Source organism: Trueperella bernardiae, from assembly GCF_001469025.1.
Lineage (GTDB): Bacteria > Actinomycetota > Actinomycetes > Actinomycetales > Actinomycetaceae > Trueperella > Trueperella bernardiae.
Genome location: NZ_LNIZ01000009.1, coordinates 82,343 through 94,351, shown reverse-complemented (window position 1 = coordinate 94,351; position 12,009 = coordinate 82,343). Strand labels below are relative to the sequence as shown.

10 protein-coding genes are annotated in these 12,009 nt (G+C 65.8%); 8 read left to right on the top strand and 2 right to left on the bottom strand.

Annotated elements, in window-relative coordinates; translation table 11 throughout:
• The coding region (locus tag AQZ59_RS09610; protein ID WP_461792011.1) for an Ig-like domain-containing protein at positions 1 to 845 on the top strand (845 nt) is incomplete at its 5' end.
• A 234-nt stretch (positions 846 to 1,079) separates the two neighbouring features.
• Here the strand turns inward: AQZ59_RS09610 and uxaC are convergent.
• Positions 1,080 to 2,486, bottom strand: a complete 1,407-nt coding sequence (gene uxaC / locus AQZ59_RS08255) for a glucuronate isomerase (RefSeq protein WP_062614185.1) — start codon at positions 2,484 to 2,486, stop codon at positions 1,080 to 1,082.
• A 337-nt stretch (positions 2,487 to 2,823) separates the two neighbouring features.
• Between uxaC and AQZ59_RS08250 the strand changes: the two genes are divergently transcribed.
• The 3 genes from AQZ59_RS08250 to AQZ59_RS08240 are packed head-to-tail and all read left to right on the top strand — an operon-like array spanning position 2,824 to position 5,866.
• Complete coding sequence (locus tag AQZ59_RS08250; RefSeq protein WP_062614184.1) at positions 2,824 to 3,861, top strand: TRAP transporter substrate-binding protein; 1,038 nt, start codon at positions 2,824 to 2,826, stop codon at positions 3,859 to 3,861.
• Positions 3,861 to 4,556 carry a TRAP transporter small permease gene (locus tag AQZ59_RS08245; RefSeq protein WP_068538875.1) on the top strand — a complete coding sequence of 232 codons (696 nt, stop codon included), beginning with the start codon at positions 3,861 to 3,863 and terminating at the stop codon, positions 4,554 to 4,556. The genes AQZ59_RS08250 and AQZ59_RS08245 overlap by 1 nt, the downstream gene beginning before the upstream one ends.
• Complete coding sequence (locus tag AQZ59_RS08240; protein ID WP_062614183.1) at positions 4,553 to 5,866, top strand: TRAP transporter large permease; 1,314 nt, start codon at positions 4,553 to 4,555, stop codon at positions 5,864 to 5,866. Before AQZ59_RS08245 ends, AQZ59_RS08240 begins: the two co-directional genes overlap by 4 nt.
• Before the next feature lie 350 nt (positions 5,867 to 6,216).
• On the opposite strand, the gene gndA is transcribed toward AQZ59_RS08240, so the two are convergent.
• Entirely contained in the window at positions 6,217 to 7,683 is a 1,467-nt protein-coding gene (gndA, locus tag AQZ59_RS08235; RefSeq protein WP_062614182.1) for an NADP-dependent phosphogluconate dehydrogenase, read from the bottom strand.
• 261 nt (positions 7,684 to 7,944) lie between these two features.
• Between gndA and AQZ59_RS08230 the strand changes: the two genes are divergently transcribed.
• The 4 genes from AQZ59_RS08230 (at position 7,945) to AQZ59_RS08215 (ending at position 11,993) form a co-directional block, all read left to right on the top strand.
• The gene (locus AQZ59_RS08230; protein ID WP_236698700.1) at positions 7,945 to 8,967 is read left to right on the top strand and encodes a siderophore ABC transporter substrate-binding protein; all 1,023 of its coding nucleotides are present in this window, start codon (positions 7,945 to 7,947) and stop codon (positions 8,965 to 8,967) included.
• A gap of 202 nt (positions 8,968 to 9,169) precedes the next feature.
• Complete coding sequence (locus tag AQZ59_RS08225; RefSeq protein WP_062614181.1) at positions 9,170 to 10,114, top strand: ABC transporter permease; 945 nt, start codon at positions 9,170 to 9,172, stop codon at positions 10,112 to 10,114.
• On the top strand, positions 10,114 to 11,238 hold the full coding sequence (locus AQZ59_RS08220) for an iron chelate uptake ABC transporter family permease subunit (protein ID WP_236698699.1): 1,125 nt from the start codon (positions 10,114 to 10,116) through the stop codon (positions 11,236 to 11,238). The genes AQZ59_RS08225 and AQZ59_RS08220 overlap by 1 nt, the downstream gene beginning before the upstream one ends.
• The gene (locus tag AQZ59_RS08215; RefSeq protein WP_062614180.1) at positions 11,235 to 11,993 is read left to right on the top strand and encodes an iron ABC transporter ATP-binding protein; all 759 of its coding nucleotides are present in this window, start codon (positions 11,235 to 11,237) and stop codon (positions 11,991 to 11,993) included. Before AQZ59_RS08220 ends, AQZ59_RS08215 begins: the two co-directional genes overlap by 4 nt.
• The last annotated feature ends 16 nt before the right edge of the window (positions 11,994 to 12,009 follow it).

The window sequence follows — 12,009 nt, the reverse complement described above, 5'->3', positions numbered from 1 at the left end:
TCTGCACCGCTAAGGGCCTGGCCGATGGTCTGACGATCGCTTACGACGCGGAGAAGGGTGCGTGTGTGATCACGGGTACCCCGACCGCTCCGATCGATGGCAACTACACCGTCACTGTTGAGGGCAAGACCCCGGACAGTGGCAAGGAAGTCAACACCTCGAACGATGGCAAGATCACCGTCACCGAGCCGGAGGCTCCCAAGTCCCCGGATTGGGGTAATGGTTCGGGCAAGCCCGGCGAGACCGTCGTGATCCCGAATGACGGTGGCCCGGTTCCGGACGGCACCACGGTCGAGACTGACGGTCCGGGCAAGGTGACCATCGATGAGAATGGCAACGTGGTTGTCGACATCGATAAGGACGCCAAGCCTGGTGACAAGATCGTAGTTATCGTCAAGGACAAGGACGGCAACGAGATAGACAAGATCGAGGTCACGGTTACCGATCCGGACAAGCAGCCTGAGGCCGATAAGCCGAACTGGGGCGACGGTTCTGTCAAGCCTGGCGAGACCGTTGTGATCCCGAATGACGGCGGCAAGGTCCCCGGCGACGCTAAGGTCACGGTCGAGGGCCCGGGTAAGGCCCAGATCGACAAGGATGGCAACCTGGTCATCACCGCCGATCCGAATGCCAAGCCCGGCGACAAGATCACGGTCACCGTGACGGACAAGGACGGCAACGTCCTCGATACGTCCACGATCACGGTCGCGGGTAAGACTGCGCCGAAGTCCGGCACCGGCAAGCTCTCGTACACGGGTGCTACCGTGGGCGGCTTGGCTGCTGCGGCTACCATGCTGACTGCAGCTGGTGCCTTCCTGGTGTCGCGGAAGCGTCGGGAGGACTAATCACCTTCAGGTGAGAGTCCACCTCTAGCGCGTGGATCCCCCGGTGTTCTGAAAAGAACACCGGGGGATCCACGTATGTGCGGGCGCCACCAGCCGACGGGGCTAGCCAGCACCAGCCGGCTAGAAGAAGTCCGGCGCGAGGATGCGGTTCCACGTCCACTAGTACGGTGGGCTCGAGGAAGAAGCCGTTGTTGAACGGTCGCCCGCCGCCCGCGACCGGGCCCCGACCGGGCCCTAGCCTTCGAGCTTGAAGGCCCGCACCGGGTTGCCCACCACCAGCTCGCGGATGGCCTCCTCGGCCTCATCCATCTCTAGCCGGTGCTCGGCCACCAGCTTGGCCACGTACCCGGCGTCGATACGGCGCGACACGTCGTGGCGGGCGGGGATGGAGCAGAAGGCGCGGGTGTCGTCGATGAAGCCGGACGTGCGGGTAAAGCCCGCAGTCTCGGTGACGGCGCCGCGGAAGCGGGCCATCGCCTCGGGCGCGTCGATGAACCACCACGGCACGCCGATAAACACCGACCGGTAGAAGCCCGCCATCGGCGCCAGTTCGCGCGAGTACACGGTCTCGTCCATGGTGAACGGGATGAGATGCAGGTTCTCGGAGTCGCCGCAGTCGGCGAGCGCGGGCTGTAGGGCGGCGGCGAACTCGGTCTTGAGCGGGATGTCGCAGCCCACGTCCGCGCCGTACTTGTTGAAGGTGGGCGTGTGGTGGTTGCGGTACACGGACGGGTGCATGGTCATGACCAGCCCGTCCTCGGAGGCCATGCGCACCTGCTCGTACATCATGGAGCGGCGGAGAGCGTCGGCGTCGGCGGGGGACACCTTCCTGGCGAGGGCCTGCTGGTAGATCCGCTCGGCTTCGGCGTCGGAGAGGCGGGCGGTGCCCGGGTCGCGGTGGGAGTGGTCGGTGGAGATCGCGCCGGCGGCCTTGAAGTAGGCGCGGCGGTTTTCCATCGCGGCGTTGAACCCGGCCCACGACGTCGTGTCCACGCCCGAGGCCTCCGACAGTGCCGCCATCAGCTCGGGCCAGTCGGCGCGGGCGGGCTCGAGGTACTTGTCGGGGCGGAAGGTGGGGACGACCGTGCCGTCGAAGGTCTGCCGGATCTTGGCGTGGTGCTCAAGCGAATCGCACGGGTCGTCGGTGGTGGCTAGGAACTGGATGTTGAAGCGCTTGTAGAGGGCGCGCGGGCGGTAGGCGGGGTCGGCGAGGCGTTCGGCGATCTGGTCGTAGATCTGGTCGGCGGTCTCCGCCGACGGCCGCACCCGCACCTCGAAGTAATCAAACAGCTCGTTTTCCATCCAGTACTTCACGGGCGTGCCGCGGTACAGCCACCAGTTGGCGCACAGGATGCGGAACGCGTTGCGCGACTGCTCCTCGGAAAACTCCTTTTGCCCGACGCCGAGCTCGCTCAGCTCCACGCCGTGGGCGTGCAGCATGCGGTTGACGTAGTGGTCAGGGGTGATGAGGAGGGACGTGGGGTCCTTGAAGGGGACGTCGTCCGCGATCCACTCCGGGGGAACGTGGCCGTGCGGGGAGATGATCGGGGCGTCCTTGACCAGCGCGTACAGGTCGCGGGCGATGCTGCGCGTGGTGGGATCGGCGGGGAAGAGGCGATCGGGGTGCGGCTGAAGTTCCATGTGTGCCTTCCTTGGGTTGGGGATCGGCGGGTGGTGAGCTGGACGCGAGGTGCCCGGCCGACGTCGGCGGGGCGACAGTGTCGTCAGTCTTTCGTCCCTACGCTCACTCTAAGGGGCGGGCGCGAACATGTCATGTGTTTTGAGGGTATAAACGGTAATTCAGCAGTGTGAAATACTACATTTGTCAAGTTCTTCCCTGGGTGTAAGGATCCTGATAGCCTCAAAGCATCTTCCAAGACGCACGCAAAGCCGCCGCGTCCCACGAGGACGACCGAAGCCAGTGCTGGCTCACACACCCACGGGGTGGCACCCGCGCCCCGCATGCTAAGGAGATCCAATGAAGAAACGTTGGAACCTTCTCGCTCTCGCAGCAAGCGCCTCACTCCTGCTGTCCGGCTGTGCCGGGCTCGGAGGCATCAAGCTTGACTCGGTGGGCGACGAAGATACTGTTTCCTACTTCAAGGTGGCCCTCAACCAGTCGGAATCCCACCCGTCATTTAAGGCCCTCCAGAAGTTTTCCGAAGACGTCGCCGAGCGCACAAATGGGCGCTACGTGATCGAAATCTTCCCCAACGAGCAGCTCGGCTCGCAGCAGGAAGTCCTCCAGTACGTCAAGTCCGGCGCCATCGAAATGTCTATCGTGTCCGGCACCCAGCTGGAAAACATTAACCAGGACTTCCGCGTCCTCAACATGCCCACCACCTTTAGCTCCATCGACCATCAGATCAAGGTCATCCAAGACCCCGACATCGTGGGCGGCCTCTTCGCCTCCCTCGAGGACAAGGAAAACATCACGGTGCTCGGCGGCTACACCCAAGGTGAGCGCCACATCTACACCACGTTCGGCCCGGTCCAAACCCCGGCCGACCTCGCGGGCAAGAAGATCCGCGTCCAAGAATCCGACATGCACATCGAGATGATTAAGCTCATGGGCGGGTCGGCCACCCCGCTGTCCTACGGCGAGGTCTACTCGGCCCTCCAGGCCGGCGTGCTCGACGGGGCCGAAAACAACCTCGTCTCCTACAACACCGCCCGCCACATGGAAGTGGCGCCCTACCTGTCCTACACCAACCACCTGGTCGGCCTCGACTACATGATCATGCGCCACGACCTGCTCGAGGCCATGCCCGAAGCCGACCGCGAGATCCTCTACGAATGCTGGTACGACTCCATGGACTTCCACACCGAGCTGTGGAAGGAATACACCGAAGAATCGCGCCAGATCGCCGAAGACAACGGCGCCACCTTCTACGAGGTGGACAAGGAAGCATTCGCGCAGGCCCTCGCCCCGATCGTCGACCGCTTCGTGTCCGACGGCTACCAGCGCGAGCTCTTCGACGCGATCCGCGCTGCCGACACCGAAGGGGGTCAGTAATGCAACGCGTCCATCAGTTCACCACCAAGTTCCTCGGCTGGCTGTGCATCATCCTGTTCGTCGGCCTCGTTTTCTCCACCACCTGGCAGGTCTTCTCCCGCCTGGTGCTGTCCTCGCCCGTGACCTGGTCTGAGGAGCTGGCCAAGATGCTCTTCGTCTGGCTGTCCTTCCTCGGGCTCGCGTTCGTGTACGGGGAGCGCGGCCACATGGCCGTGGAGTTCCTTGTCCTCCGCGCCCCGGAGCGCACCCAAAAGGCCTTCGCGATCTGGACCCACGTGGCCTCTCTCATCCTCGGCGCCACCGCGCTCGTGTGGGGTGGCTGGAACGCCGCGATGAATGCCTGGTCCCAGAACCTCACCGCCCTACCGGTTAACATCGGCTCCGTCTACCTGGTACTCCCCATCTCCGGCCTGGCGATCGTGCTCTACGCGCTGTACCACATCGTGGAAATCGCGGCCGGGCGCGAGTCCAACTTCCCGATCCCCGAGGCCGAAATGGCCTTGGAGGACGCGGAAAAGATCAAGATCGAGGCCGAGGCGGAGGGAAGCCCGGTCGACGACGCCGTCGGCGTGGCTGACAGCGAAGGCGCGGCTAGCGCTGGTGCCGGCACGAACGGCGCTGGCGAGGCCGGCGCTGCGGACGCGAACGGCGCGGACGGCGTCGCCCGCGACAACACGAAGGGAGCCCAGCTGTGACACCTACCGCTGTTGCAGGACTCATCCTGCTTGTTGGAATCATTCTCCTGATCGCCACCTCGGTGCCGATCGCCGTGGCCATCGGCCTACCCACCGTGATCGCCGCGATGGCGGTCATGAACCCGGACGTGGCCGCGATGTCCGTGGCCGGGCGCATGTTCACCGGCGTCAACTCCTTCTCACTACTTGCCATCCCGTTCTTCGTGCTCGCCGGCGTGCTCATGAACTCCGGAGGCATCGCCGCACGGTTGATCGACGCGGCGAAGGTGCTCGTGGGCCGCATGCCGGCGTCGATGGCGCTGACCAACGTGGTGGCCAACGGCCTGTTCGGCTCCGTGTCCGGCGCAGCTGTTGCCGCCGCCTCCGCGGTTGGCACCATCATGACCCCTCGCATGACCAAGGATGGCTACTCGCGCGAATACACCGCCGCCGTCAACGTGGCCTCCGCCCCGTCCGGCATGCTCATCCCGCCGTCGAACACGTTCATCGTGTACTCGCTCGTGTCCTCGACGTCGATAGCCGCCCTGTTCATGGCCGGCGTCGGCCCCGGCACCCTGTGGGTAGTGGCCTGTATGATCGTGGCCCTCATCCTGTACTTCCGTCACGAAAAGAACAACGTGGTGCAGGTGACCGAGCGGCCAAGCGCCAAGGTGGTGGGCGTGACCCTGTGGCGCGCCATCCCGTCGCTGCTCATGATCGTCATCGTGGTGGGCGGCATCCTCGGCGGCGCATTCACCGCCACCGAATCCTCCGCCATCGCCGTGGTCTACTGCCTGGTGCTCGGCTTCCTGTACAAGAACATCAAGCTCAAGGACCTGCCTGAGATCATCCTCTCCGCCACCCGCACCACCGCCGTGGTCATGTTCCTTGTGGCGGTGTCGGCGGGCCTGTCGTGGGTGATGGCATTCGCCCGCATCCCCGACATGATCGCCAACGGACTCCTGTCCGTTACCGACTCGCCCACCGGCATCCTCATCATCATCATGCTGATCCTGCTGGTGGTGGGCACGTTCATGGACCCGACCCCCGCGATCCTTATCTTCGTGCCGATCTTCCTGCCGATCGTCAAGGACATCGGCATCCACCCGGTGCACTTCGGTGCGATGGTGGTGATGAACCTGTCGGTCGGCGTGATCACGCCGCCGGTTGGCAACGTGCTGTTCGTGGGCGCGAAGGTGGCCGGGCTGCGCATGGAGGCCGTGACCTCCAAGCTGTGGCAGTTCCTGGTCGGCATCATCCTGGCGCTGTTCGTGGTGGTGTTCGTCCCCGCGTTCTCGCTGTGGCTGCCGGGGGTGTTCGGGCTCATCTAGCCGGCGGGCTGCGGGCCGGGATTTGAATTTCCTGGACGATTTCGGGGCGATCTCCTTATATGAGGAGATCGCCCCGAAATCGTCCAAGTTATTTTAATGCCCGGTGGGTGCTGGCCGCCACGGCCGCCGCACGGCAGCCGGCCTACCCGGGGGAGGGCCGCACGTCGGGGTGGCCCTCCGGCCCGCCGCACACAGATGCTGCACTACTCGGCAAGATGCGGTACTAATTTCCCGTTATTTTGTGCCGCATCTTGCGGTTTAGTACAGCATTTGCAGATGCAGTGGGGGCCCGGCGGGTGCTGGCCACCGCACGGCAGCCGGCCCGGCGGCCCACCGGCTAGCTCGGGTGGCTAGTCCCAGCGCTCCTCCGCCCGGCCCTCCGACCACAGGGTGTGGAAGGTGCCCTCCATGTCCACGCGCTTGTAGGTGTGCGAGCCGAAGAAGTCGCGCTGCGCCTGGATCAGGTTGGCGGACAGGCGGGGCGCCCGCACGGCGTCGTAGTACGCCAGCGACGACGTGAACGCCGGCACCGGGATGCCCGCCGCCAGCGCGGTGGTGAGCAGGCGGCGCCACGCGGGCACGGCGGCGGAGATCTCGCGGGTGAAAAACTCGTCGGCGAGGAGGAGGGGCAACGCCGAGTCTCGGGTGTAGGCCTCGGTGATGCGGTCGAGGAAGCGGGCACGGATGATGCAGCCGGCGCGCCAGATCTTGGCGAGCGCCCCGAGCTGGACATCCCACCCGTACTCGTCGGAGGCGGCGCGGATCAGCTCGAAGCCCTGCGAGTAGGCCACCATCTTGGAGGCGTACAGGGCGAGGCGGACGTCCTCGATGAACGCGGCGCGGTCTTCGGGCACCACCGCTCCCGCCAAATCCGCCGCGTGCCCGGGCAGCGCCGCCTGCGCCGCTTCGCGTTGCGCCACCGATGCCGACAGCGAGCGCGCGAACGTCGCCTCCGCGATCCCGGTGACGGGGATGCCGAGCCCGGCGGCGGTCTGCACGGTCCAGGCGCCGGTGCCCTTCTGCGAGGCGCGGTCGAGGACGACGTCGACGAACGGCCGGCCCGTCTTCGGGTCCGCGTGCCGCAGCACTTCGGCGGTGACGTCGATGAGGTAGGACTCGAGGTCGCCGGTGTTCCATTCGGCGAAGACCTCGCCGATTTCGGGGGCGCTCAGGCCGAGCGCACTCATGATTTGGTAGGCCTCGGCGATAAGCTGCATGTCGGCGTATTCGATGCCGTTGTGGACCATCTTGACGAAGTGGCCGGCGCCATCGGGGCCGATGTAGGTGCAGCACGGCTCGCCGTCGGCCTTGGCGGCGATAGTTTCGAACATGGGGCCGAGCCGTTCGTAGCTGGCGCGCGTGCCGCCGGGCATGATCGCCGGGCCGAGAAGCGCGCCCTCTTCGCCGCCGGAGACGCCCGCGCCTACGAAGTGCAACCCGCGCTCGGCGAGGGATGCTTCACGACGCCGGGTGTCCATGTACTGGGAGTTGCCGCAGTCGACAATGATGTCGCCTTCGTCCATTTCGGCCGCGAGCTGCTCGATGACGGCGTCGGTGGCGGGGCCGGCCTGGACCATGATGATGGCGACGCGCGGAGTGGACAGGCTGGCGACGAAATCCTTGATCGTTTCGGCGGGGAAGAACTGGCCCTCGGTGCCGTGATCGGCGATGAGGCGTTCGGTGCGGCCGATGGAGCGGTTGTGGACGGCGACCTTGAAACCGTTGCGCGCGAGGTTGCGGGCGAGGTTGGCGCCCATGACGCCGAGGCCGGTCACGCCGATGTCTGCGATGGCGGGGGTAGGGGTGGGAAAGCTCATGATTCTCCTTGGTAGGTCTACGGCTCTAACTTACCGCTCGTGCAAAAGTTTCGGTGTGTCGAAAGGTTTCCTGGTACGCGGTGGAGGCGTGGTGCCACATAAGTGCGGGCGCTGGGCGATTTACGCAAGACTTTCTCTGGGAGCTTTGAAATCGAGATTTAGATAGGTTAGGTTTACCTAAGTCAAATAAGTAACGGAAACGTTTCGTAATGACCCCATCCGACGCGCCGGACCCCGGCGCCACACCCAAAGGAGAAACCCGTGCACCTTCCCAAGGTCATGAAGCTCGCAGCTCTCACCGCCGCGAGCGCCCTTGCCCTGAGCGCATGCTCGTCGTCGCCGGCGGCGGAGAAGACCACCGAGGCCACGGCCCCGGAAACCACCGCCAGCGAAGAGGCCAGCGCCGAGGCCACCTTCCCTCGCACCATCACCCACGCGCAGGGCGAGACCACCATTGAGGCGATGCCCGAGAAGATCGTTGTACTTGACATGGCCGTGCTCGACACGATCGACGCTATCGGCGCCGGCGACCGCGTGGTCGGCACCGTCACCAAGTCCGTGCCCACGTGGCTCAAGGACGACGACGGCATCGACTACTCCCAGCTGACCTCCGTGGGCAACCTCAAAGAGCCCGACATGGAGGCCATCGCCAAACTCCAGCCGGACCTGGTGATTGTGGGCGGGCGGTCGTCGTCGTTCTACGAGGAGTTCTCCAAGACGTTCACGACGATCGACGCCACGCACTCGTGGGATACCGAGGATTACTCGACCACCGTGCCCGATAACGTGAAGATGGTGGCGCAGGCCGTGGGCGCCGACGCCAAGGGCATGGAGGCCGCCGACTCGATCACCGCGAAGATCGCCCAGTACACGGACATGGCGAAGGACAAGGGCAACGCGCTGGTCATCATGACGAACGCCGGCGAGATCTCGCTACACGATCGCGGCTCGCGCTGGGCCCCGATCTGGGACGTGTTCGGCTTCGGCCAGGCGTACGAGAAGCCTGAGGCCGACGAGGGCCACAAGGGTGACAAGGTCTCCTTCGAGACCGTCAAGGAGATCAACCCCGACTGGATCTTCGTGGTCGACCGCGACGCCGCCGTGGGCAAGGCCGAGGCCGGCGACACGGCCGAGCAGGTCCTCGACAACGAGCTCGTCAACTCCACCACCGCCGCGAAGGAAGGCCACATCGTCTACCTGAGCCCCGAGCGCTGGTACATCGTCATGACCGGTGCCACCAACTTCCCGGCCATGCTTGACGAAGTCGCCGATGCGATCAAGTAGCACGACGACGACGGGGGCGTCCGCGGCCGAAGCAGCCGCGGACGCCCCCGGGCAGGGCGCTAAGTCTCATCAGCAGGACGCCCGTTACCGGCGCCCACTCCAACCCCTCAAGCTGGAGGAATCCCGCGGCTGCCGCCACTCCGAATGCGGGGAATCTGCCACCTGTCGTCGCTCCGCGCGCCGGGGCCACTTCCTACGTTCGATGGGGGCGCTGGCCGGCCTCGTCGTCGTGCTCGGAGTCGTCTCCACGCTAATAGGCGGGGCGAACATGTCGATCGGCGCGATCCTCACCGGTTCCGCCTCCGCCGACGACCTGCAAATCCTCTTCGGCTCCCGCCTCCCGCGCACGCTCGCCGTCATCCTCGCCGGCGCCGCGATGGCCGTGGCCGGCCTCGTCATGCAGCTGCTAGTGCGCAACCGGTTCGTCGAGCCATCCACCACCGGCGTCACCGAATCCGCCGGCCTCGGCATCCTCGTCGCCACCCTCTTCCTCCCCACCCTCTCGCTCCCCGGCAAGATGCTCATCGCGTGCGCATTCGCGCTCGCCGGCACCGCCCTGCTGACCCTCATCCTGCGCAGCCTCAACCACCGCGACATCATCATCGTCCCCCTCGTCGGCCTCATTCTCTCCGGCGTCATCGGCTCGGCCTCCATGTTCCTCGCCTGGGAATTCCAACTCCAAGGCACCCTCAACGCCTGGATGACCGGCGACTTTTCCGGCATCATCCGCGGCCGCTACGAACTCCTCTGGATCGTCGCCGCCGTCGCCGCCCTCGCCTACCTCTTCGCTGACCGCTTCACCATCGCCGGCCTCGGTGAAGACCTCGCCCGCAACCTCGGCCTCAACTTCGCCGCCGTCCAAACCGTGGGCCTCACCATCGTCGCCATCGTCACCGGCATCACCACCGTGGTCGCCGGGCCGCTGCCCTTCCTCGGACTTGTGGTGCCCAACCTCGTCTCCATCCTCCACGGCGACGACATCCGCCGCTCCCTTCCCCTCGTCGCCCTCATGGGCTCCACATTCGTACTCATCGCCGACATCATCGGCCGCGTCCTCATCGCCCCCGCCGAAGTCCCCGTCGGCGTCGTCATGGGCATCCTCGGCGCCGGAATCTTCCTCACTATCCTGATCCGGAGGGTAAAATAGTGACCATCCGTATTCACGACGCGCGGGCCGCCGCGCCCGCCTCCGCCTCGGCTCCTGCGCCCGCTGCTACCGCCTGGGAAGTCGGGCAGGCGCCCGTCGTCCGAGCCCACGGGGCTGAGCCCGCGACCGGCGTCGTGAACCTACCCACTATCGAAAGCATCCTGCACGCCCGCCGCACCCAAACCCGCAGGCGGCTCGCACTCATCGCGCTACTTGCGCTCGCCGCCTGCGCCCTCTTCCTCCTCTACGACGCCCTCGACGCCTGGGCCATCATCGGCAAACTGCGAGCGACGCGGCTGGGGGCGCTCGTCGTCGTCGCCGTCTCGCTCACTACCGCGACCGCCGTCTTCCAAGCCGTCACCCGCAACCGGATCCTTTCCCCCTCGGTCATGGGCTTTGACTCCATGTTCCAACTCATGGCCACCGCCTCCATCTTCTTCTTCGGCTCGGCGCGCGTAAGCGCCGTGCCCAACGCGGTCATGTTCCTCATCAACACGGTCCTCATGACAGGCCTCGCCGTGTCCATGTTCTTGACGGTCCTGCGCGGGCGGCGCTCGAACGTCTATCTACTCGTACTCGTCGGGATCGTCGTGGGAACCTTCCTGCGTTCCATCACCTCACTGCTCTCTACTGTGATGGATCCCGGCGAGTACCTCACTGTCGCCGACGTCGGCACCGCGTCCTTCGCCGTCGTCAACACCGAATCCCTGGGGATCTCCGTGATCGTGGCCGTTGCGGCGATCGCCTACATCGTGGCGCGCAGTCGCGTGTGGGACATCCTCTCGCTCGGGCCGGAGGTCGCCATCGCGCTGGGGCTCGACTACCGGCGGGAGGCGAAACTGGCGCTGACGGCGTCGTCACTGCTGGTAGCCTGCGCGACCGCGCTGGTGGGGCCGCTCATGTTCTTCGGGCTGCTCGTGGTGAACATTGCCCACTATGTTGGCACGTCCACCCGGCTGCGGGAGCTGATCGGGGTGTCCGCGGGGGTCGGCGTGGTGGTGCTCGTAGGCGGGCAGGCTCTTTTGGAACACGTGCTACACCAGGCCACGATCCTGCCCGTAGTGCTTGAACTGGTGGGTGGGCTGTTGCTGCTCGCGATGATTGTGAAGGGAACGCGCCGATGATCGAACTGACCAATGTGACCATGGCCTACGACGCCGACCCCGTCGTCCGCGACGTCACCCTCACCCTGCCCGACTCCGGCGTGACTGCGCTGATCGGCCCGAACGGGGCGGGCAAGTCCACGCTTCTGTCCGGGATCGGGCGGCTACACCCGCTCATCGGCGGCTCGGTGCGGATCGACGGGCGCGAACTGGGTGAATGGGACACCGACGCGCTGGCCCGCACGATTGCGATCTTGCGGCAGGAGAACCACCTGGCCATCCGGCTCACCGTGGCCGAACTCGTCATGCTCGGACGGCACCCCCACTCCAAGGGCCGGCGCACCCGCGAAGACTACGCCCACGTGGCCGACGCCCTCCAATGCGTGAACATGCGCGACCTTGCCGACCGCTTCATCGACGAACTCTCCGGCGGGCAGCGTCAACGCGCCTTCATCGCCATGGCCCTCGCGCAGGATACCAAATACTTGTTGTTGGATGAGCCGCTCTCCGCCCTGGACATGCGCCACGGCCGCGACATGATGCGGCACCTGAAGGGCGTGTGCGCCGAGCGCGGGATCTCCGTGGTCATCGTTATCCACGACGTCAACACCGCCGCCGCCTACGCCGACCGCATGGTCGCCATGAAAGACGGGTATCTGGCCTGCAGCGGCACGCCCCCTGAAGTCATGCGCGAAGACGTACTGGGCGAGATCTTCGACGTCGAGGTCAACGTGGCCGAGCTGGGCGGGCGCCTGGTTGCGATGCCGGTGGCGTAGGGCCAGCGCCCGCGTG

Bases quoted from the DNA above. Each gene is read 5' to 3' on its own strand.
- AQZ59_RS08250 (WP_062614184.1), top strand. From the start codon at position 2,824: ATGAAGAAACGTTGGAACCTTCTCGCTCTCGCAGCAAGCGCCTCACTC.
- uxaC (WP_062614185.1), bottom strand. From the start codon at position 2,486: ATGGAACTTCAGCCGCACCCCGATCGCCTCTTCCCCGCCGATCCCACC.
- AQZ59_RS08215 (WP_062614180.1), top strand. From the start codon at position 11,235: ATGATCGAACTGACCAATGTGACCATGGCCTACGACGCCGACCCCGTC.
- AQZ59_RS08225 (WP_062614181.1), top strand. From the start codon at position 9,170: ATGGGGGCGCTGGCCGGCCTCGTCGTCGTGCTCGGAGTCGTCTCCACG.
- AQZ59_RS08245 (WP_068538875.1), top strand. From the start codon at position 3,861: ATGCAACGCGTCCATCAGTTCACCACCAAGTTCCTCGGCTGGCTGTGC.
- gndA (WP_062614182.1), bottom strand. From the start codon at position 7,683: ATGAGCTTTCCCACCCCTACCCCCGCCATCGCAGACATCGGCGTGACC.